General features: G+C 65.4%; 18 protein-coding genes. 4 read left to right on the top strand and 14 right to left on the bottom strand.

Annotated features, from left to right (window positions below; all coding sequences use genetic code 11):
- Positions 1–54: 54 nt before the first annotated feature.
- The 5 genes from JFY56_RS01005 to JFY56_RS01025 all read right to left on the bottom strand — a co-directional run bounded on the left by JFY56_RS01005 (position 55) and on the right by JFY56_RS01025 (position 4,990).
- Positions 55–1,245: a lipid-transfer protein gene (locus tag JFY56_RS01005; RefSeq protein WP_208311626.1), complete on the bottom strand. Its 1,191-nt coding sequence runs from the start codon at positions 1,243–1,245 to the stop codon at positions 55–57.
- Positions 1,246–1,380: 135 nt separating this feature from the next.
- A complete protein-coding gene (locus JFY56_RS01010; RefSeq protein WP_208311627.1) occupies positions 1,381–2,949 on the bottom strand; it encodes a long-chain-fatty-acid--CoA ligase in 1,569 nt (522 codons plus the stop codon).
- A gap of 245 nt (positions 2,950–3,194) precedes the next feature.
- Positions 3,195–4,019, bottom strand: coding sequence for an SDR family NAD(P)-dependent oxidoreductase (locus tag JFY56_RS01015; RefSeq protein WP_208311628.1), 825 nt, complete (start codon positions 4,017–4,019; stop codon positions 3,195–3,197).
- Positions 4,020–4,124: 105 nt separating this feature from the next.
- Entirely contained in the window at positions 4,125–4,541 is a 417-nt protein-coding gene (locus JFY56_RS01020; protein ID WP_208311629.1) for a MaoC family dehydratase, read from the bottom strand.
- An 11-nt stretch (positions 4,542–4,552) separates the two neighbouring features.
- On the bottom strand, positions 4,553–4,990 hold the full coding sequence (locus JFY56_RS01025; RefSeq protein ID WP_208311630.1) for a MaoC family dehydratase N-terminal domain-containing protein: 438 nt from the start codon (positions 4,988–4,990) through the stop codon (positions 4,553–4,555).
- Positions 4,991–5,764: 774 nt separating this feature from the next.
- On the opposite strand from JFY56_RS01025, the gene JFY56_RS01030 reads away from it, so the two are divergent.
- Together JFY56_RS01030 and JFY56_RS01035 are read left to right on the top strand one after the other, a co-directional pair.
- Positions 5,765–6,907 (top strand): acyl-CoA dehydrogenase family protein, encoded by a 1,143-nt coding sequence (locus JFY56_RS01030; RefSeq protein WP_208311631.1) that lies wholly within the window; start codon positions 5,765–5,767, stop codon positions 6,905–6,907.
- 152 nt (positions 6,908–7,059) lie between these two features.
- Positions 7,060–7,509, top strand: coding sequence for a PaaI family thioesterase (locus JFY56_RS01035; protein ID WP_208311632.1), 450 nt, complete (start codon positions 7,060–7,062; stop codon positions 7,507–7,509).
- Positions 7,510–7,762: 253 nt separating this feature from the next.
- On the opposite strand, the gene JFY56_RS01040 is transcribed toward JFY56_RS01035, so the two are convergent.
- The 9 genes from JFY56_RS01040 to JFY56_RS01080 form a co-directional block, all read right to left on the bottom strand.
- Positions 7,763–8,236: an FAS1-like dehydratase domain-containing protein gene (locus JFY56_RS01040; RefSeq protein ID WP_208311633.1), complete on the bottom strand. Its 474-nt coding sequence runs from the start codon at positions 8,234–8,236 to the stop codon at positions 7,763–7,765.
- 9 nt (positions 8,237–8,245) lie between these two features.
- Positions 8,246–9,430 (bottom strand): acyl-CoA dehydrogenase family protein, encoded by a 1,185-nt coding sequence (locus JFY56_RS01045; protein ID WP_208311634.1) that lies wholly within the window; start codon positions 9,428–9,430, stop codon positions 8,246–8,248.
- 93 nt (positions 9,431–9,523) lie between these two features.
- Positions 9,524–10,210, bottom strand: coding sequence for an AMP-binding protein (locus JFY56_RS01050; protein ID WP_208311635.1), 687 nt, complete (start codon positions 10,208–10,210; stop codon positions 9,524–9,526).
- A 102-nt stretch (positions 10,211–10,312) separates the two neighbouring features.
- Positions 10,313–11,140, bottom strand: coding sequence for an SDR family NAD(P)-dependent oxidoreductase (locus tag JFY56_RS01055; RefSeq protein ID WP_208311636.1), 828 nt, complete (start codon positions 11,138–11,140; stop codon positions 10,313–10,315).
- A gap of 66 nt (positions 11,141–11,206) precedes the next feature.
- On the bottom strand, positions 11,207–12,394 hold the full coding sequence (locus JFY56_RS01060) for a lipid-transfer protein (protein WP_208311637.1): 1,188 nt from the start codon (positions 12,392–12,394) through the stop codon (positions 11,207–11,209).
- Between the two features lie 309 nt (positions 12,395–12,703).
- A complete protein-coding gene (locus JFY56_RS01065; protein ID WP_208311638.1) occupies positions 12,704–13,792 on the bottom strand; it encodes a Zn-dependent alcohol dehydrogenase in 1,089 nt (362 codons plus the stop codon).
- 69 nt (positions 13,793–13,861) lie between these two features.
- Positions 13,862–15,274 carry a coniferyl aldehyde dehydrogenase gene (locus JFY56_RS01070; RefSeq protein ID WP_208312480.1) on the bottom strand — a complete coding sequence of 471 codons (1,413 nt, stop codon included), beginning with the start codon at positions 15,272–15,274 and terminating at the stop codon, positions 13,862–13,864.
- Between the two features lie 255 nt (positions 15,275–15,529).
- Positions 15,530–16,177 (bottom strand): TetR/AcrR family transcriptional regulator, encoded by a 648-nt coding sequence (locus tag JFY56_RS01075; RefSeq protein WP_208311639.1) that lies wholly within the window; start codon positions 16,175–16,177, stop codon positions 15,530–15,532.
- A gap of 44 nt (positions 16,178–16,221) precedes the next feature.
- Positions 16,222–17,010 carry an enoyl-CoA hydratase/isomerase family protein gene (locus JFY56_RS01080; RefSeq protein ID WP_208311640.1) on the bottom strand — a complete coding sequence of 263 codons (789 nt, stop codon included), beginning with the start codon at positions 17,008–17,010 and terminating at the stop codon, positions 16,222–16,224.
- 141 nt (positions 17,011–17,151) lie between these two features.
- Between JFY56_RS01080 and JFY56_RS01085 the strand changes: the two genes are divergently transcribed.
- Positions 17,152–18,294: an acyl-CoA dehydrogenase family protein gene (locus JFY56_RS01085; RefSeq protein ID WP_208311641.1), complete on the top strand. Its 1,143-nt coding sequence runs from the start codon at positions 17,152–17,154 to the stop codon at positions 18,292–18,294.
- On the top strand, positions 18,291–19,412 hold the full coding sequence (locus JFY56_RS01090) for an acyl-CoA dehydrogenase family protein (protein ID WP_208311642.1): 1,122 nt from the start codon (positions 18,291–18,293) through the stop codon (positions 19,410–19,412). Before JFY56_RS01085 ends, JFY56_RS01090 begins: the two co-directional genes overlap by 4 nt.
- Positions 19,413–20,061 lie beyond the last annotated feature (649 nt).

Below are 20,061 nucleotides of genomic sequence, written 5' to 3' on the forward strand. Positions count from 1 at the left end.
GCCCCACCCTCAGGCGGGGCCCCGTGCTGTTCGCTCAGTTCACCGAGCCGGCAATCAGCCGCGGCCGTACAGGGTGACGACGCAGGCGCCGCCCAGACCGAGGTTGTGCTGCAGGGCGAGGTTCACGCCTTCCACCTGGGTGCCTTCGGCGACGCCGCGGATCTGACGGGTCAGCTCGTAGCACTGCGCCAGGCCGGTGGCGCCCAGCGGGTGGCCCTTGGACAGCAGGCCACCGGACGGGTTGGTGACGACCTGGCCGCCGTAGGTGTTGTCGCCGTCGAGGACGAACTTCTCGGCGCCGCCGACCGGGCAGAAGCCCAGGGCTTCATAGGTCAGCAGTTCGTTGTGCGCGAAGCAGTCATGCATTTCGGCTACGCGGATGTCCTTCGGATCGACGCCGGCCTTTTCATAGACTTCCTTCGCCGCGCGCTGGGCAAACTCGAAACCGACGACCTGGATCATCGACTTCGCCTCGTAGGCTACCGGACGGTCGGTGGTCATGGACTGGGCGAGGATCACCACGTCGGTGCGCAGGCCGTGCTTCTTGGCGAAGGCTTCGGAGCAGATGATCGCCGCGCCGGCGCCGCAGGTCGGCGGGCAAGCCATCAGGCGGGTCATCACGCCCGGCCAGATCACCTGGTCGTTCATCACGTCCTCGGTGGTGACGACCTTGCGGAACATCGCCAGCGGGTTGTTGGCGGCGTGACGGCTGGCCTTGGCGCGGATCGCAGCGAAGGTGCTCATCTGGGTGCCGTACTTCTGCATGTGCTCGCGGCCAGCGCCACCGAACATCTGCAGGGCGCCCGGAATGCCGGCGACGTCAGCGCACAGCTCGTCGATCACGCCCTGGGTCATGTGGGTGGTAGCGCGGGGACGGTCGTCCCAGTGTGCTTTCAGGGCACCCGGCTGCATCTGCTCGAAGCCGAAGGCCAGGGCGCATTCCACGGCGCCGGTTTCCACGGCCTGGCGCGCCAGGAACAGCGCGCTGGAGCCGGTGGAGCAGTTGTTGTTGACGTTGAAGACCGGGATACCGCTCATGCCGACTTCGTACAGGGCGGCCTGGCCGCAGGTGGAGTCACCGTAGACGTAGCCGGCGTAGGCCTGCTGCACCAGGTTGAAGTCCAGACCGGCATCCTTCAGGGCCAGGCGGATAGCCTCGGAACCCATTTCGATGTAGGTGCCGCTGGTGCCCGGCTTGACGAATTTGATCATGCCGACGCCGGCAACGTAGGATTTCTGCGACATCTTTGTTTCTCCTGTAGGCGGTGCTTGACCGCGTTGGGGTATTGCGTCCGGGCTTGCGTTTCGGGCACGTCCGGCTTGTAGAACTTCGGTTGATGTCGCCCACCGCGGACTGCGCGGCAGGCGGGCCAGGATGGATCAGGCGATACCGCGCGCGCGGCCTTCCCAGAACGGCTTGCGCAGCTCGGTCTTCAGCACCTTGCCGACGCTGGACAGCGGCAGCGCCTCGCTGAACTCGATGCTGCGCGGGCACTTGTAGCCGGCGATGCGCTCGCGGCAGTGGGCGACGATCTCGTCCTGGGTGGCGTTGCAACCCGGTTTCAGGACGATCACCGCGTGCACGGTCTCACCCCACTTGTCGCTGGGGATGCCGATCACAGCCGCCTGGGCGACCGCCGGATGGCTGGAGATCGCGGTCTCGACCTCGGCGGAGTAGATGTTCTCGCCACCGCTGACGATCATGTCCTTCAGGCGGTCGCAGACGTAGACGAAACCGTCCTCGTCCATGTAGCCGCCGTCGCCGGTGTGCATCCAGCCGTTGCGCAGCGCCTCGGCGGTGGCTTCCGGCTTGTTCCAGTAGCCGAGCATCACGCTCGGGCCGCGCACCACGATCTCGCCGACGGTACGCCGCGGAACCTCGTTGTCGTTCTCGTCGACGATGCGGACTTCCACATGGCTGTACGGCTTGCCGGCGGAATGCATCTTGCCGCTGGCCTCGTGTTCGGGGGAGTGATACTCGGCGGTCAGCTGGGTGGCGCCGGGCGACAGCTCGGTCATGCCGTAACCCTGGGCGAAACCGGCCGAGGGGAACATTTCACGGGCGCGTTTCAGCAGCGCCGGAGTGATCGGCGACGCGCCATAGCCGATGCGCAGGATCGAACCGAGGTCGTACTCCTTCGCCTCGGGATTGGCCTCGCGATAGTCCAGCAGCATCTGGATCATGGTCGGCGCGAGGAGGATCTCGTTGATCTTCTCGTTGTGCACCGCCTCCAGCAGCGCCTTGGGCGTATAGGCCGGCAGGACGACGTGGGTGCCCCCGCTGATGAACAGCGAAACCATGGCGGCGAAATCGGCCAGGTGGAACATCGGCATGGAGTGCAGGAAGACGGTCCCGGCGACACAACGCCCCATCACCTGCGATGCCATGGCGTTGAAGCACACACCGATGTGGCTGAGCATCACGCCTTTCGGGAAGCCCGTGGTGCCGCCGGTGTAGAAGATACCGAGCAGGGAGTCGCCACCGCGGCGGGCATCCTCGACCGGCTCGCTCTCGGCGATCAGCGCCTCGTAGGAGAGCATGCCGTCCGGGGTTTCGCCGTCGCCTGCATAGATCAGCGTGCGCACGGTCTTGGCGGTATCGAGAATCTGCTGCCCAAGGTGCTTGTAGTTGTCATCGACCATCAGCACCGTGGTGCCCGAATCGTCCAGCGAATAGACGATTTCCGCCAGGCTCCAGCGGTAATTGACCGGGTTGACCACTGCATCGGCCCAGGGCACCGCCAGGTAATACTCGATGTAGCGCAGGGAGTTGGCCGAAAGCATCGCCACGCGGTCACCGCTGGCCACCCCGAGCTTCTGCAGCGCACCAGCCAGCCGAGCGACGCGGTCGCCGAACTCGGCATAGCTGATGCCCCGTCCCAGATAACGTATGGCAGTGGCATGCGGACGCTGCTGAAGGTGGCGGTGCAAACCCTGGGTGATGTACATGCGAAACTCCAATTCTTGTTGCTATTAACCAGTGGTGTCGCTGTTACCGCCGTGCCGGACTGGCGGTAATGAAATAGGGAATTCCGCGCGAAACGGGCCTGCTTCCATCCCTTGCACGCGGAAATTCGGTGACCATCCCTGGCGCTGCGATGGCCGTCCGGGTCATGGACGGCCGCTCGCGGAGTATTGCGGGCCGCTTGCCCATCCTCGCGTCCGGCGACGCGAGGGGGCGCGGCAGACGGGCCTTAGCGCGGGCCGCCGGCGCAGTACAGGACCTGGCCGGACAGGTAGTTGGATTCCGGCAGGCAGAACAGCAGCACGGAACCGGCAGCTTCCTTCGGAGTGCCCGGACGGCCCAGCGGGATGCCGGTCTTGGCGCGCTCTACCAGTTGCTCGCTGATACCGACCTTGATCTCGCGACCTTCGATGTTGACGGTCTTGCTGTCCGCACCGGCGAAGGGCTCGGTCAGGCGGGTTTCGATGTGGCCGAAAGCGATGCAGTTGACGTTGACCTTCAGGCGGCCCCACTCCTTCGCCAGGGTCTTGGTCATGCCCATGATGCCGGCCTTGGCCGAGGAGTAGTTGGTCTGGCCAACGTTGCCGCCAGCGGCTCCGGAGGAGATGTTTACGATCTTGCGGAACACTTCCTTGCCCTCAGCGGCCTCTTTCTTGGCGGCGGCGCTGATGAACGGCTGGGCGGCACGCAGGATGCGGAAGGGAGCGGTCAGGTGGCAGTCCATGATGGCGTACCACTGCTCGTCGCTCATCTTCTGGATCACGTTGTCCCAAGTGTAGCCGGCGTTGTTGACGATGATGTCGATACCGCCATAGGTGTCGACGGCGGTCTTGACGAAACGCTCGGGGAAGTCGACAGCGGTCACGCTGCCCACGCAGGCAACGGCTTCGCCGCCGGCGGCACGGATTTCCGCGACTACTTCGTCAGCCGGAGCCTGGTCCAGGTCGTTGACCACGACCTTGGCGCCATATGCGGCCAGTTGGTGGGCGACCTCGCGGCCGATGCCACGGCCGGAGCCGGTTACCAGGGCGACTTTACCTTCGAGCTTCTTCATTGTTCTGTTCCTGTTCGGATTCTTGTGCAGGGCGGGTGCAACCCGCCGGAGCGGAGTGGCCGATTGGCGGGTTGCACCCGCCCTACGACGTGTTCGTATGGGTTATCAGGCCAGGGCGACGACTGCTTCGCCGACCAGTTTCTCGTCGCCGTACTGGTTGCCGCAGCGAATGGCCAGGCGGACGCGCTTCTCGCCGTTCTCTTCGAACTTCTCGGTGATCTTGCCGGTGCAGGTCGGGACGTGGCCGAGCTGGGTGATGCCGGTGAAGCGCACGGAGTAGCTGCGCAGCTGCGACTGCGGGACCCAGTTGGTCAGCAGGCGGCCGAGGTAGGCAGCGGACAGCATGCCGTGGGCGAACACGTCGGGCATGCGCGCCTTGCGGGCGAAATCGATGTCGATGTGGATCGGGTTGTGGTCGCCCGAAGCGCCGCAGTACAGGGCCAGGGTGGTGCGGTTGATGGCCGGCAGCTGCAGCAGCGGGATCTCGTCGCCAACCTGGATATCGGAGAACTGGGTGGTCATCGAATGGCTCCTTAGCGCTGGACGAGGGAGGAACGGACGTCGGCGATGTGCACGCCATCCTGGTTGGTGACGCGGGTCTCGGTGACCGCGAACTGCAGGGCGCCGCCCTTCTTCTCGTAGATTTCCGAGATGCGGGTTTCGAAGGTCAGCACGTCACCGGCGAACGCCAGGTTGTGGTACACGAACGACTGCTCGGCGTGCAGGATGCGGGCGATCTCGAAACCGATCAGGTCCAGGAAGGCACGGGTATCGCGGCCTTCGCCTTCGATGCATTTCAGGAAGGTCGGCGGAACCAGCAGCGACTTGTAGCCGGCGGCCTTGGCGGCGGCTTCGTCGGTGTAGACCGGGTCGGTCTCGCCGATGGCCTTGGCGAAGAAGCGCAGGCGGCCCTTCTCGACTTCGGCGCTGGTCGTGGCGACGTGACGACCGATCAGGCTCTTGTCTGCCATTGATGTTCACTCCTCTTGTTGTTGACGCTCGCTCGGCGGAGCGCACGCTGGTTAGGTCCGGCAGGCCCGGGACAAAGGCTTTGCCGCCGTTGTCGACAATCCTAGGGAGCGCACCAGCGCGCAGCGACCGTCGAAGGGATGAACTTGCGGAGGAACTACAGGCACCTCCGAATGGACTAGGCGGGGTAGCCCGTGCGGACTGCGCCGAGGCGGGAGCACGCCATGCGTGCGATTCGCGGGCCCGCTACGGAAGCACCGGCGTTGCGATTCCCTCACCCCAACCCTCTCCCGGAGGGAGAGGGGGCGCGACGGTGTGGGGTGGTACACCATGCCAGCCGGCGACTCCGAATAGTCCCCTCTCCCTCCGGGAGAGGGCTAGGGTGAGGGGGAAGCATCATGACGATGCAGACAGTTGCTCACGGTCAGCTGCGGCGCGCGGAGGAAACTGTAGGAGCCAGCTTGCTGGCGATCCGGAATTTCACCTGGCACCGAGTTGCCAGTTGACACCATTGATCGCCAGCAAGCTGGCTCCTACAAGGACACCCCGGCATCGGCTGCAAGACAGTTGCTCCTACAGAAAAGCAGCCCTGCCGACCTCATCGAGAGAATCCAGGGCGGGTTGCGCCCGCCCTGCCCGCCTTGACCGGCGCTTCCTCTACTCCATTCGAACGGGAGCGATTCCTCCGCAGGTTCATCCCTTCGACGGTCGATCCGCTCGCACGCCGCCCCTAGGATTGGGAGCGAGACAGCAACAACCCTATTCGAGGAACTTTCATGAGCTACAGGCCATCGTGGATGACGGAAGACATGGCGATCTTCCAGGAGTCGGTTCGCCGCTTCTTCAACGAAGAACTGATCCCGCACGACGAAGAGTGGACCAAGCGTGGCTACATCGACCGTGACGTGTGGCTGAAGGCTGGCGAATTCGGCCTGCTGCTGCCGGCCATCCCGGAAGAATACGGCGGCGCGGGCGGCAGCCACGCGCACAACGCCATCATCGCCTTCGAGCTGGCGAAGTCCCTGGGCAGCATGGGCACCAACGTGCACAGCGCGATCAGCGCCCACTACATCCTGCGCTACGCCAGCGAAGAGCAGAAAAAGAAGTGGCTGCCGAAAATGGCCAGCGGCGAACTGGTCTGCGCCATCGCCATGACCGAGCCGGGCGCCGGTTCCGACCTGCAGAACATGAAGACCCGCGCCGTGCGCGACGGCGACCACTATGTGATCAACGGTTCGAAGACCTTCATCACCAACGGCTACCACGCCGACCTGGTGCTGCTGGCCTGCAAGACCGACCCGACCAAGGGCGCCAAGGGCATCTCCATCATCGTCCTGGAACTCAAGGACCTGCCGGGCTTCCGCCGTGGCCGCATCCTCGAGAAGATCGGCCAGAAGGCCCAGGACACCGCCGAGCTGTTCTTCGACGACGTGCGCGTGCCGGTGGAAAACCTGCTCGGTCCGGAAGAAGGCAAGGGCTTCATCCAGTTGATGCAGCAGCTCCCCGAAGAGCGCATGTTCATCGCCATGGGCGCCCTGGGCTACATGGAGCGCGCCGTCGAGGAAACCATCGCCTACGTGCGTGAGCGCAAGATGTTCGGCCAGTCCCTGCTGGACATGCAGAACAGCCGCTTCAAGCTGGCCGAGTGCCAGACCCTGCTGACCATCGCCCGCAGCTTTGTCGATGACTGCATGAACAAGATGGTGCGCCACGAGCTGGACCCGACCACCGCCGCGATGGCCAAGTGGTGGGTCAGCCAGCAGTGCAACACCGTGATCGACGAATGCCTGCAGTTGCACGGCGGCTACGGCTACATGCTCGAGTACCCGATCGCGCGCCTGTACGCCAACGCCCGTCCGATGCGCATCTACGGCGGTTCCAACGAAGTGATGAAGGAACTGATCGCGCGTACCCTGTAAGTTCGCTTGCAGGACCGACAGGCCCGGATGGCGGCACACCGTTGTCCGGGCCTGTTCCGTTTCAGGCCCGGAAGATCGCGGGGCAGATATCCGCTTCGTCCGGGTTGGTATCGCTCCAACTAGAAAGACCCAACAAGAAAAGGACTCCCGCCATGAGTGCAGTCGAACTAACGCCGGTATCCACCGTCGCCGAAGACAACCCGCCGCCCGGCTTCGAGCCGATGGTGCGCGCCTCGGGTTTCGTCCGGCAGTGCACCGGCATGTATCGGGACACGGAGCGCGGCATCCTCGGCGCGCGGATTCGCCAGCAGCATCTCAACCCGCTGAACATCGCCCACGGCGGCTTCCTCGCCACGCTGATCGACACCGCCTTCGGCTGGGCGGTGATCCAGGCGACCGGCTCGGAACGGCCGATGGCGACCGTGAGCCTGACCATCGACTACCTCAGCCCCGCCCGCCCCGGCGACTGGATCGAGGCCCACGTGGAAGTGCACAAGGCCGGCCGCACCCTCTCCCATGCCAGCCTCAGCGTGATGGAAGGCGACCGGCTGATCGCCCGGGGCAAGGCGATCTTCATCAGCAGCAGCTCAAGCGGGCTGTAAATTTGTAGGTTGGGCTGAGCCCGCGAAGCCCAACGATGCAACGCCCGACAGATGTTGGGCTTCACTGCGTTCAGCGCCAACCTACAGAGCAGGCCCTGCCAGAGCCGGAAGCGGCCTCCCGTAGGTTGGTGCTGAGCTTGCGAAGCCCAACGATGCCGCGCTCGACAGATGTTGGGCTTCGCTGCGCTCAGCGCCAACCTACGCAAGACAGTTCCGCAACAAAAAGCCCCGCACTTGGCGGGGCTTTTCGTTTTCAGGCGCTGCGGCGGCGCATCATGCGCAGCGGGGTGTAGACCAATATGGTCTCGCCGCGCTGGTTGACCACCGCGTTGCGCGTCCGTACCAGGCCGCGGTCGGGCTTGGAGGTGGCGCGGCTTTCGATGACTTCGCATTCCACATGCAGGGTGTCGCCGACGAAGGTCGGGCCCTGCATGTTCAGGTCGGCGTTGAGGAAGGCCATCCCGGACGCCTGGAACGACGGCGCGACCAGCCCCTCGGCGAAGGTGTAGACCAGGCCGCCCGGCACCACGCGGCCCTGGATGCCCATGCTGGCGCGGTCCGCCGGGTCGGCGTTGGTGAAGAGTTCCTCGGTCAGCCAGGTCAGGTTGACGAAGTTCACCAGGTCGGTCTCGGTGACGGTGCGCTTCTTGGTGTGGAAGCGCGTACCGACCGGCAGGTCATCCCAATAGATGCCGACCTCGAGGGACAGCACGTTGTTCTCGGCCATGGTCGTTCCTCAGTAGGACTTCGGCATGCCGAGGACCTTCTCGGCGATGAAGCAGAGGATCATCTCGCGGCTCACCGGGGCGATGCGCGGGATCATCGCTTCGCGCATGTAGCGCTCGACGTGGTACTCCTTGGCGTAGCCGTAGCCGCCGTGGGTCATCACCGCGGTCTCGCAGGCGCTGTAGCCGGCTTCGGCGCCCAGGTACTTGGCGGCGCCCGCCTCGACCCCGCATTCCTCGTTACGGTCGAACTTGGCGGCGGCGTGGAAGGTCATCAGGTTGGCCGCTTCCAGCTCCATCCAGTTCTTCGCCAGCGGATGCTGGATCGCCTGGTTCTTGCCGATCGGGCGGTTGAACACTTCACGCTCCAGCGCGTACTGGGAAGCGCGGGCCAGGGCGGCGCGGCCCAGGCCCACCGCTTCGCCGGCGACCAGGATGCGCTCGGCGTTCATCCCGTGGAGGATGTACTTGAAGCCCTTGCCTTCCTCGCCGATGCGGTCCGCCACCGGTACGCGCAGGCCGTCGATGAACACCTGGTTGGTGTCGATCGCCTTGCGGCCCATCTTGTCGATCTCGTGCACTTCGATGCAGCTGCGGTCGAAGTCGGTGTAGAACAGCGACAGCCCCTCGGTCTTGTTCTTCACCTCTTCCAGCGGCGTGGTGCGCGCCAGGATCAGCATCTTCTCGGCGATGCTGGCGGTGGAGATGAAGGTCTTCACACCGCTCAGCACGTAGTGGTCGCCGTCACGCACGGCGCGGGTCTTGAGCTGGGTGGTGTTGAGGCCGGTGTTCGGCTCGGTGACCATGAAGCAGGTGCGGTCCTTGCCGGCGATCAGCGGCGGCAGCATGCGGTGCTTCTGCTCCTCGGTGCCGAACACGACCACCGGGTTGAGGCCGAAGATGTTCATGTGCACCGCCGAGGCGCCGCTCATGCCGGCGCCGGATTCGGCGATAGCCTGCATCATCACAGTCGCTTCGGTGATGCCCAGACCCGAGCCGCCGTAGGCTTCCGGAATGCAGATGCCCAGCCAGCCGTCCTGCGCCAGGGCCTGGTGGAACTCGGTGGGGAAGCCGCCGTGCTTGTCTTTTTCCAGCCAGTAGTCGGCGTCGAAGCGCTCGCAGATCTTCAGGATCGCTTCGCGGATTTCGCGATGCTCCGGGGACAGGTTGGAGGCGGTGGATGCGATTTGACTCATGCTGTTTTCTTCCGCTGCTGGGCTGCCGTGCTGTACGGCAGCTTGAAAATGTTGTCCGTGCGCTGCGCACTCACGCAGTCGCGGGTATGGCTGTCATTCGCTGCCGAGCGCATCCAGCAGCCGCTCGATCATCTGCGGCACTTCGCCGGTTGCGACCCTGGCGCCGTCGGCATAGCCGATCGCCGAAGGCTCGCAGCCGCCACGCATGGGCGTGGGTGCGATGCCGGCGGCGAGCGCGCCACTGAATTCGTGTATCTCGGTGCGGAAGCGGTCGTCGCGCGACGCGTTCCGCCCTCCCCCGACAACGGCTGGCGATTCGTTCCCGGCGCCGACGATGCAGCCGGCGAGACTGCCGGAATCGAGCAGCGCCCCGGCCTTGCCGAGCATTTCCCGGGTGGTGATGAGCACCCGGCTGCCGGAGTCCTCTGCGTAACGGGCGATCTCCTCGGCGCTGCTTGCCGGGCTGATCGCCACCACCACCGCCTCGCAGCGCTGGATGGCGTACCAGGCGATGACGAAGTGCGGGCAGTCCTCCATCAGCAGCAGGACACGGTCGCCGCGCTCGACGCTCAGGTGCTGCTGCAGGTAGCCGGCCAGCGACAGGACCGCCCTGTGCGCCTCGCTGTAGCTGATCCGCTGGTCGCGGTAACGGAAGGCCGCCCCGCCGGGCGTCGCTGTGGCACTTGCTTCGAGATGGCTGAACAGATGGCGTCCGGACCACTCCGCTTGATTGGCGGCGCCCGCTGGTCGGTGCTCGCAGTTTCTGGTCGGTATCGGCATGGCCACGGCTCCCTGAGGTTGCTCCCCTGCCCGCCTCGATGGCGGTTTCTTCTTGTTGGTGCTGGCACATGCCGGCGCGCGGCCGGCATGTGCACGACTTCCTTAGAAGCCGCCGCGGCCGCCGCCGCAGATGATGGTCTGACCGCTGACGAAGTTGGATTCAGGGATGCAGAACATGTAGACCGAGCCGGCAGCCTCTTCCGGAGTGCCGAAGCGGCCCAGCGGGGTGTCGCGGTAGGCAGCGGCGATACGGTCCGGGTGTACGCCGACCTTGATTTCGCGACCTTCGACGTTGACGGTCTTCTCTTCGGTGGTGGCCTGGGTCAGGCGGGTCTCGATGGCGCCGAAGGCAACGCAGTTGACGTTGATGTTCAGGCGGCCCCACTCCTTGGCCATGGACTTGGTCAGACCCATGATCCCGGACTTGGCGGCGGAGTAGTTGACCTGGCCGGCGGCACCGCCGGTGCCAGCGACGGAGGAGATGTTGACGATCTTGCGGTACACCACCTCGCCGGCTTCGGCTTCTGCCTTGGCGGCTTCGCGGAAGTACGGGTAGGCGGCCTTGAGCAGCATGAACGGCGCTTTCAGGTGGCAGTCGACGACGGCGTCCCACTGCTCTTCGGACATCTTCTGGATCACGTTGTCCCAGGTGAAGCCGGCGTTGTTGACGATGATGTCGATGCGGCCGAAGGCGTCCAGCGCGGTCTTCACGCAACGGTCGCCGAAGTCGGAGGCAGATACGTTGCCGCAGCAGGCTACGGCTTCGCCGCCGAGGGCGCGGACTTCCGCAACCACTTCATCGGCCGGAGCCTGGTCGAGGTCGTTGATCACGACCTTGGCGCCTTCGCTGACGAATTTCAGGGCGATGGCACGGCCGATGCCGCGGCCGGAACCGGTAACGATGGCGACTTTGCCTTGCAGAGTACCCATGGAATGACTCCTGTTATCTGGTTTGCGAGGTAGGGCCGCGCCAGGCGCGGCCAGAAGAAAATCGGATCAGTTCTTGCCGTACATGGTGACGACGCAGGCGCCGCCGAGGCCGAGGTTGTGCTGCAGGGCGATCTGCACGCCGTCGACCTGGCGCGCATCGGCATTGCCGCGCAGTTGCTGGGTCAGCTCGTAGCACTGCGCCAGGCCGGTGGCGCCCAGCGGGTGGCCCTTGCACAGCAGGCCGCCGGACGGGTTGGTGACCACGCGGCCGCCGTAGGTGTTGTCGCCGTCGAGGACGAACTTCTCGGCGGTGCCTTCGGCGCACAGGCCGAGGGATTCGTAGGTCAGCAGCTCGTTATGGGCGAAGCAGTCGTGCAACTCGACCACGCGCACGTCCTGCGGGCCGACGCCGGCCTTCTCGTACACGGCGCGGGAAGCGCGCTCGGCCATGTGGGCGCCGACGAAGCCGATCATGGTCTTCGGCTCGAAGGATTCGACCGGGTCGGTGGTCATCGCCTGGGCCAGGATGGCCACGTCGGTGCGCAGGCCATGGCGCTTGGCGAAGGCCTCGGTGCAGATGATCGCGGCGGCGGCGCCGCAGGTCGGCGGGCAGGCCATCATGCGGGTCATCACGCCCGGCCACATCAGGGTGTCGTTCATCACGTCTTCGGTGGTGACGATCTTCTTGAACAGCGCCAGCGGGTTGTTAGCGGCATGGCGGCTGGCCTTGGCGCGGATCGCGGCGAAGGTTTCCATCTTCGTGCCGTACTTGCGCATGTGCTCGCGACCGGCGCCACCGAAGGTGATCAGGTTGCGCGGGATATCGCCGGCATCGGCGCACAGCTCGTCCTGGATCGGCAGGTAGTCGCCGCGCGGAATCGGACGGTCGGGGAAGTTGGACTTGGTCGGACCCGACTGCATCTGCTCGAAGCCGACCGCCAGGGCGCATTCGACCTGGCCGCTTTCCACCGCGGCGCGCGCCAGGTAGAGGGCGCTGGAGCCGCTGGCGCAGGCGTTGTTGACGTTGAACACCGGGATCGCGGTGCGACCCACGCGATAGAGCACGGCCTGGCCGCAGGTGGTGTCGCCGTAGACGTAGCCGGCGAAGGCCATCTGCACCTTGTCGTAGTCCAGTCCGGCATCCTTCAGCGCCAGGCGCACGGCGTCGCTACCCATCTCGATGTAGCTCGGGCTCGCGCCCGGCTTGGTGAAGGGAATCATGCCGACACCGGCTACTACCACCTTGTTGCTCATGCGTGTCTCCAGACTTGCTTGAAACGTGGATTTATGGCGCTCGTTGCCCGCAACATCGCTGCAGATACACGCAGACTGAGCCACGGCGCCCGAACTTCGTCGTAGACCAATCGTTTCATGGAGGGGGGTGGGTTGGGAGCTACTCCCGGTGGGTAGGTGCTGGCGAGGTGGGAAGCGGCAGGATCAGGCCATTCCGGCCAAAGCGGATGCCGGAAACGACTGCGCCGGCGGAGACTGGCATCTCCGCCGGCGCAGGCATTGCAACTGCGACCGGGGCAAGGCCACTACCCTGCCCCGGCGACACGATGCTTACTGGTCGAACATGATCACCGAGCGGGCCAGCTCGCCGCGGCGCAGTTCGTCGAAGCCTTCGTTGATCTGTTCCAGCTTGATGCGCTGGGAAATCAGCTCGTCGAGCTTCAGGCGGCCCTGCATGTAGAACTCCACCAGGTTCGGCAGATCAACCGGGAAGCGGTTGGAACCCATGAACGAGCCCTGGATCTTGCGCTCGTGGAGCAGCAGCATCGGATCGATGTCCAGCTTCACGCCGGGCTTGATCATGCCGATCACGGTGGCGCAGCCGCCACGTGCCAGCATGGAGAACGCCTGCTCGGCGGTCTGCTTGAGGCCGATGCACTCGAAGGAATGATGCACGCCGCCGCGGGTCATCTCGATGACCTGCTGGACCGCATCGCCGTTCTTCGCGTTCACCACGTCGGTGGCACCGAATTTCCGCGCCAGCTCAAGCTTGTTGTCGAGCATGTCGATGGCGATGATGCGGCTGGCGCCGGCCAGCGCCGCGCCGTTGATGGCCGACAGGCCGATGCCGCCGCAGCCGATGACCGCGACGGTCTGGCCCGGCTGCACCTTGGCGGTGTTGAACACCGCACCGGTGCCGGTGGTGACGGCGCAGCCCAGCAGCGCGGCGCGATCCAGCGGCATGTCCTGGCGGATCGCCACCAGCGCGTTCTCGTGCACCAGCATCTGCTCGGCGTAGGAGGACAGGTTGATGAACTGCATCATCGGCTTCTGCACGTAGGTCAGGCGCGACTCTTCTTCCGGGCCGCGCTTGGTCTCCGGGGAGATGCACAGCGACAGGTGGCCGGTGACGCAATGTTCGCAATGGCCGCAGAAGGCCGACAGGCAGGTCACCACGTGGTCGCCCGGCTTCACGGTGCGCACCAGGGAGCCCACAGCCTCGACGATGCCGGCGGCTTCGTGGCCCAGGACTACCGGGCCGGCCGGCCACGGGTAGTGACCATCGACGAAGTGCAGGTCGGAGTGGCACATGCCCACGGCGACAGTGCGTACCAGCACCTCGTGCGGACCCGGCTTGCTGATGCCGACTTCTTCGATGCTCAGCGGGGTGCCCGGCTGGTGGAATACGGCTGCTTTCATGGTTATCCCTCGATAAAGGAAATGAAGTTGGAAGGCACGGCGGGATCTGCCGCCGTGCTTCGCGGAGCGTTAGCGGGTGATCAGCGAACCGACGATCTGCCGGACCTGGTCTACATAGGGCGGACGCATCAGGTCCGGACCATCGGCCGAGCGCAGGATCGACTTGGCATGGCTGAAGGTCTTGAAGCCATCGAAGCCGTGGTAGCAGCCCATGCCGCTGGCACCGACGCCGCCGAACGGCATGGTGTCAACGCCGGCATGCTGCAGCGCGTTGTTGATGGTCACGCCACCGGAGCAGGTGCGGCGCAGCACCAGCGACTCTTCGGCGGCATCCTGGCCGAAGTAGTAGAGGCCGAGCGGACGCGGACGGGCGTTGATGAAGGCCACCACGTCGGTGATGTCCTTGTACGGCTTGAACGGCAGCAGCGGGCCGAACAGCTCGTCCTGCATCACCTTCAGATCGTCGCCCGGATTGCGCAGCAGGGTCGGGATCATCTTGTGGTGCGGCTGGCCGCTGAAGTCTTCGCCGGCCGGGTTCAGCTCGATCAGCTCGACGCCGGCTTCGCGCGCTTCGTTCAGGTAGCCGTGCAGACGCTCGAAGTGACGGGCGTTGATCACCGAGGTGTAGTCCGGGTTGTCCTTCAGGGTCGGGAACAGCTTGGCGACCACTTCCTGGGCGGCGGCGACGAACTCGTCCTGCAGTTCTTCCGGGACGAACACGTAGTCCGGCGCCAGGCAGATCTGCCCGGCATTGTGCAGCTTGGCGGTCAGGATCTTGGTGACCGCGGTCTTCAGGTCGGCCGAGCGGGAGATGATGGTCGGCGACTTGCCACCCAGCTCCAGGGTGACCGGCACCAGGTTCTCGGCGGCGGCGCGCATCACGTGCTTGCCGATGCTGGTCGCACCAGTGAACAGCAAGTGGTCGAACGGCAGGCTGCAGAAGGCCTGGCCGACTTCCGGACCGCCGGTGACCACGGCCACTTCATCCTCGGCATAGACCTCGGCGAACAGGCGGGCGAACAGGTCGGAAGTCTTCGGGTTGAATTCGGAGAGCTTGAGCATGACCCGGTTGCCCGCGGCCAGCGCATCGGCGAGGCCGCCGAAGATCATCACCGCGGGGAAGTTCCAGGCGGTGAGGATGCCCACCACGCCCTTCGGCTGGTACTGCACCCAGGCTTCGCCACGGTTGGTGGCGCGGGTGTCGGGCTTCATCCACTCGGCGAGGTTGGCCTTGGCGTATTTCAGCGAGGCCAGCGGGCTCAGCACGTCGTACATGCGGGAGAAGTCGCGGCTGCGGTGGCCGAAGTCGGCCGCCAGCGCTTCGACGATTTCCTCCTGGTGATTGACCAGCATGCCGATGGCACGGTCGATCAGCTCGATTCGTTGCTCGGCAGTCCATGGCTCATTCGCCAGGTAGGCAGCGCGTTGCTTGTCCAGAGTGGCGCGGGCAGCAGCCGCGCTCAGGTTCTCGTTGGCGCTCATGTTCATTTTCTCTCTTTTTGTAGGAAGTCCCGGGTGACGAAATCTGTACGACCGTACCAACCAGGTACTCTAACCACAGGTGCAGTGCTGTGCTTTACACGGCTGATACTAGAAAGGACTAGTACAACTGGCGACGACCAAATGGAGGAAGCTCGGATGTATTTCGCCTACTCCAAAAGAACTAGGCGGCGCTCACCCCAAGCGGCTAGCCCGCATGTTTCGCGGGCTTGACCAGCATAGCCGGTCCAGCCCAGCTCAGATGGCCGGACCAGAGGCATCCAGCGCCGAATCGACGAAGGCAATCAGCTGCTTCTGCAGGATGGCGAGATCGACGGCCGTCGGGTCGAGCAGGAACTGCATCATCATCCCGCGCATGGCGCCGAGGATCAGCGCGGCGGCGGCCAGCGGGTCGACGTCCACGCGGATCTCGCCCTTGGCGATGCCCTCGCTGACATGCCGGGCCAGATAGCTCTGCACCGAGCGGTTGTACTCGGCGAGGATCTCCGCCGTCTCCGAGTCCTCCGTCACCGCTTCGGCCATCAGCGCAAGCAGCGCCCGGGTATTCACCCAGTCGCTCTCCTTGCGCCCGAGGTAGACGCTGACGAAGCCTTTCAGCGTATCCAGCCCCGGACGCCGCTTCGGCGCGGCCTTCACCAGATCCATGAAGCTGGTATTGACGAAGCCGGCCAGTGCGCGCAGCAGGCCGGCCTTGTTGCCGAAGTGATGGGCGGCCAGGCCGCGACTGTAACCGGCCGCCTCGCCCACCTCGGCGAGAGTCATGCCGACCCAGCCCTTGCGCGCGACGATTTTCCGCGCCGCGAGCAGCAGGCGCTGTTCGGCCTCCGCGCGGCGCTCGGTCTGGGTGCGGCGGGTGCTGGTCGGTTCGGTTTCGGCGGTAGCCATCCATCCTCCTCGTTGTCTACTGGCCGATGGTCATTGCCCGCTGATCACTTTCCGGTGAAGACGGGGAGACGGCGCTCGGCCATGGCCTTGTTGCCCTCGGCGAAATCGGCGGTGACGATCTGCCATTCCTGCTCCGAGGCCTCGCGGTCGATGATCGCGTCGACCGCATCGGCCAGCCCCATGCGCAGCGTCTCGCGGCTGGACATCACCGCCAGCGGCGAGCACTCGGCGATTTCCTCGGCCAGCGCGCGGGCGGCCTGGCGTTCCTGGCCCGGCTCGGCGAGCACGTCGGCGAGACCGATGCGCACCGCCTCGCGGCCATCGATGCGGCGGCCGGTGGCGATCAGCAGCGAGGCCATCTGGATGCCGACGACGCGCGGCAGGGTAACCGAAATGCCGAAGCCCTGGTGAATCCCCAGGCGGTTGAAGTTGGCCGAGAAGCGCGCCTTCTCGCTGGTCACGCGATAGTCGCCGACCAGCGCCAGGCCCAGCCCGCCACCGACGGCGGCGCCCTCCACCACCGCGATCAGCGGCTTGCGAGTGCGGAACATGCGCACGGCGTACTTGTACAGGCGGCGCGGGAACTGCGGGTCCTTGGTTTCCTCCGAGCCGGTGAAGTCGGCGCCGGCGCAGAAGGTCTTGCCCTCGGCCTGGAGGACCACCACGCGGCACTGCTCCAGTTGGTCGAGGTATTCCAGCGCGGAGACCAGATCCATGATCAGGTCCTTGTCGAAGAAGTTCAGCGGCGGACGGCTGAATTCCAGGGTGGCGACATGGCCTTGCAGTTCGAGCTTGAGGCCGCGGCCGGGAACGAAGGAATCGGGAGTGGACATGCTGGCTCCGTGACTGACGGTAGATGACCGGGATCATCGCGTGCTTGATCCCGCCTTGGGGTGCTGTTAGCGTAGATACTTGCTGACTAACAAGCAAGTTGCGAAACGAGCTTCCCATCCCCTATCCAAGAGCAGATACAGATGCAGGCACTCGACATTCGACCCTGTCGCCTGGACGCCAACGCCGAAGCCTTGCGCGCCGAAGTGCGCGAGTTCCTCGCCGAGACGCTGAAGGACTACCCCGCCGCCGAGCGGGCCAAGAGCTGGAACGGTGTGAGCGAAGAGTTCAGCCGCAAGCTGGGCGCGCGCGGCTGGCTGGGCATGACCTGGCCGAAGCGCTACGGCGGCCATGAGCGCAGCGCCCTGGAGCGCTACGTGGTCCTGGAAGAACTGCTGGCCGCGGGCGCACCAGTGCAGGCCCACTGGATCGCCGAGCGCCAGAGCGCGCCGCTGCTGATGAAGTTCTCCCCTGACGTGCTGGCACCAAGGATCTGCCCCGGTGTGGCCCGTGGCGAAATCTTCATCGGCGTCGGCCTCTCGGAACCGGATGTCGGCTCCGACCTGGCTTCGGTACGTACCCGCGCCGAGAAGGTAGAGGGTGGCTGGCGTGTGAACGGCCAGAAGATCTGGACCACCGGCGCTCACCGCGCGCATTACCTGGTGACACTGCTGCGCACCGGCCCGAAGGACGAGAAGAACCGGCACGCCGGCCTGTCGCAGTTGGTCATCGACCTGAAGTCGCCTGGCGTTACCGTCCGACCGATCTACAACATGATCGGCGAGCATGACTTCAACGAAGTGTTCTTCGAAGACGTGTTCGTTGCCGACGAGTACCTGCTCGGCCAGCCGGGTGATGGCTGGAAGCAGGTCGGCGCCGAACTGGCGCTGGAGCGCAGCGGCCCGGAGCGCTACCTGTCCAGCACCCAGCTGTACCTGGAGATGCTCGATGCCGCCGATCCCGCGGACAACCACCACGCCGTCAGCCTCGGCCGCGTGGCCGCGCGCTACGCAGTGATGCGGCAGATGTCCCTGGGCGTTGCCGGCATGCTCGCCCGCGGTGACGACCCGGCTACCGCGGCCGCGCTGGTCAAGGACCAGGGCGCCGTGCTGGAGCAGTCGCTGCCCGATCTGGCCCACGACCTGTTCGGCGGCCTGCGCGAGCCCGGCTCGGATCTCGACCAGGTGATGCGTTACGTGACCCAGACCGCCCCGTCCTTCTCCCTGCGTGGCGGCACCCGTGAAATTCTCCGCGGCATCATTGCCAGAGGACTCGGACTGCGATGAGCGAAGCAATCAACTATCAAGGCGTGGACGACAGCGCCCCGTCCGAACTGCAAACCATGATCGCCGACAGCGTCGAGCGCCTGTTCGCCGAGCAGGTCACCCCTGCCCTGCTGGAACGCTTCGATGCCGGCCACAACGCCGATGAACTGTGGCAGATGGTGGTGGACAACGGCCTGCCCGGCGCCCTGGTGCCGGAAGAGGCCGGCGGCAGTGGTGCCAACTGGCTCGACGCCAGCCCGGTACTGCGCGCCATCGGCTACTGGCAGGCGCCGCTGGCCCTCGGCGAAACCATGCTCGCCTCCCTGCTGCTGGCCCGCGCCGGGCTGGAAGTGCCGGAAGGCGCGATCAGCCTGATCCAGGCCGGCCGCCTCGGCGACCTCCGTCTTTCCGAGGACGGCCTGCGCCTCGACGGCCGCGTGGTCAACGTGCCCTGGGCGCGCAGCTGCCGCTGGGCGGTGGTGGCCGATCAGAATCGTCTGGCTCTGGTCGATCTGCGCCAGGACGCGATCAATCTGGAAGCACAGACCAACTTCGCCGGCGAAGAGCGCGACACCCTGGTCTTCGCCAATGCCGACACCGCGGCCTGCGGCGATCTGAAACTGGCTGACGTGGCCGAACCGGTCTGGCTGTTCGGTGCTCTGGTGCGCGCTTGCATGATCGTCGGCGCCCTCGAATCGAGCCTGGACAAGGCGGTTGCCTACGCCAACGAGCGCGTGCAGTTCGGCAAGCCGATCGGCAAGCAGCAGGCGCTGCAGCAATACCTGGCACAGATGGCCGGCAGCATCGGCGCCGCCCGCATAGCCACGCAGATCGCCCTGCGCAGCGCCGTGGAAGCGCTGCAGGCCGAACCCGGCAGCCGCACCAGCCTGGCCTTCGACATCGCCGTGGCCAAGGTCTGCGCCGGCGAAGCCGCCAGCCTGGCCTGCTCGGTGGCGCACCAGGTCCACGGCGCCATCGGCTTCACCCACGAACACACCCTGCACTTCGCCACCCGCCGCCTGTGGTCCTGGCGCGACGAATTCGGCAGCGACGCGCAGTGGGCCCGGGTGCTCGGCCAATCGGCAATCGCCGCCGGCTCCGAAGGCTTCTGGGCAGGGCTGACAGCCCGCAGCCTGTAACCTTCGCGGAAACCAAAACGCCGGGCTTCGAGCCCGGCGTTTTCATTTGCGACGGCGGATGGGCTGAACCCCGCGTAGGTTGGTGCTGAGCGCAGCGAAGCCCAACATTTGCCGCCGCCCCACCATCGTTGGGCTTCGTACCTCAGCCCAACCTACGAAGAACGAAAACGCCAGGCATCGAGCCCGGCGTTTTCATTTACCCCGTCGGATGGGCTGAACCCCACGTAGGTTGGTGCTGAGCGCAGCGAAGCCCAACATTTGCCGCAGCCCCGCCATCGTTGGGCTTCGTACCTCAGCCCAACCTACGAAGAACGAAAACGCCAGGCATCGAGCCCGGCGTTTTCATTTACCCCGTCGGATGGGCTGAACCCCGCGTAGGTTGGTGCTGAGCGCAGCGAAGCCCAACATTTGCTGCCGCCCCACCATCGTTGGGCTTCGTACCTCAGCCCAACCTACGAAGAACGAAAACGCCAGACATCGAGCCCGGCGTTTTCATTTGTGACGGCGGATGGGCTGAACCCCGCGTAGGTTGGCGCTGAGCGCAGCGAAGCCCAACATTTGCCGCCGCCCCGCCATCGTTGGGCTTCGTGCCTCAGCCCAACCTACGAAAAACGAAAACGCCAGACATCGAGCCCGGCGTTTTCATTTA

Origin of the sequence: Pseudomonas schmalbachii (assembly GCF_017589465.1) — a bacterium.
GTDB lineage: Bacteria > Pseudomonadota > Gammaproteobacteria > Pseudomonadales > Pseudomonadaceae > Pseudomonas > Pseudomonas schmalbachii.

What these genes read in the sequence shown, in the direction of transcription:
- JFY56_RS01050 (WP_208311635.1), bottom strand. Translation starts at nt 10,210, where the DNA reads ATGCCGATACCGACCAGAAACTGCGAGCACCGACCAGCGGGCGCCGCC.
- JFY56_RS01030 (WP_208311631.1), top strand. Translation starts at nt 5,765, where the DNA reads ATGAGCTACAGGCCATCGTGGATGACGGAAGACATGGCGATCTTCCAG.
- JFY56_RS01020 (WP_208311629.1), bottom strand. Translation starts at nt 4,541, where the DNA reads ATGACCACCCAGTTCTCCGATATCCAGGTTGGCGACGAGATCCCGCTG.
- JFY56_RS01090 (WP_208311642.1), top strand. Translation starts at nt 18,291, where the DNA reads ATGAGCGAAGCAATCAACTATCAAGGCGTGGACGACAGCGCCCCGTCC.
- JFY56_RS01015 (WP_208311628.1), bottom strand. Translation starts at nt 4,019, where the DNA reads ATGAAGAAGCTCGAAGGTAAAGTCGCCCTGGTAACCGGCTCCGGCCGT.
- JFY56_RS01005 (WP_208311626.1), bottom strand. Translation starts at nt 1,245, where the DNA reads ATGTCGCAGAAATCCTACGTTGCCGGCGTCGGCATGATCAAATTCGTC.
- JFY56_RS01070 (WP_208312480.1), bottom strand. Translation starts at nt 15,274, where the DNA reads ATGAGCGCCAACGAGAACCTGAGCGCGGCTGCTGCCCGCGCCACTCTG.
- JFY56_RS01045 (WP_208311634.1), bottom strand. Translation starts at nt 9,430, where the DNA reads ATGAGTCAAATCGCATCCACCGCCTCCAACCTGTCCCCGGAGCATCGC.
- JFY56_RS01080 (WP_208311640.1), bottom strand. Translation starts at nt 17,010, where the DNA reads ATGTCCACTCCCGATTCCTTCGTTCCCGGCCGCGGCCTCAAGCTCGAA.
- JFY56_RS01085 (WP_208311641.1), top strand. Translation starts at nt 17,152, where the DNA reads ATGCAGGCACTCGACATTCGACCCTGTCGCCTGGACGCCAACGCCGAA.
- JFY56_RS01060 (WP_208311637.1), bottom strand. Translation starts at nt 12,394, where the DNA reads ATGAGCAACAAGGTGGTAGTAGCCGGTGTCGGCATGATTCCCTTCACC.
- JFY56_RS01035 (WP_208311632.1), top strand. Translation starts at nt 7,060, where the DNA reads ATGAGTGCAGTCGAACTAACGCCGGTATCCACCGTCGCCGAAGACAAC.
- JFY56_RS01010 (WP_208311627.1), bottom strand. Translation starts at nt 2,949, where the DNA reads ATGTACATCACCCAGGGTTTGCACCGCCACCTTCAGCAGCGTCCGCAT.
- JFY56_RS01055 (WP_208311636.1), bottom strand. Translation starts at nt 11,140, where the DNA reads ATGGGTACTCTGCAAGGCAAAGTCGCCATCGTTACCGGTTCCGGCCGC.
- JFY56_RS01075 (WP_208311639.1), bottom strand. Translation starts at nt 16,177, where the DNA reads ATGGCTACCGCCGAAACCGAACCGACCAGCACCCGCCGCACCCAGACC.
- JFY56_RS01025 (WP_208311630.1), bottom strand. Translation starts at nt 4,990, where the DNA reads ATGGCAGACAAGAGCCTGATCGGTCGTCACGTCGCCACGACCAGCGCC.
- JFY56_RS01065 (WP_208311638.1), bottom strand. Translation starts at nt 13,792, where the DNA reads ATGAAAGCAGCCGTATTCCACCAGCCGGGCACCCCGCTGAGCATCGAA.
- JFY56_RS01040 (WP_208311633.1), bottom strand. Translation starts at nt 8,236, where the DNA reads ATGGCCGAGAACAACGTGCTGTCCCTCGAGGTCGGCATCTATTGGGAT.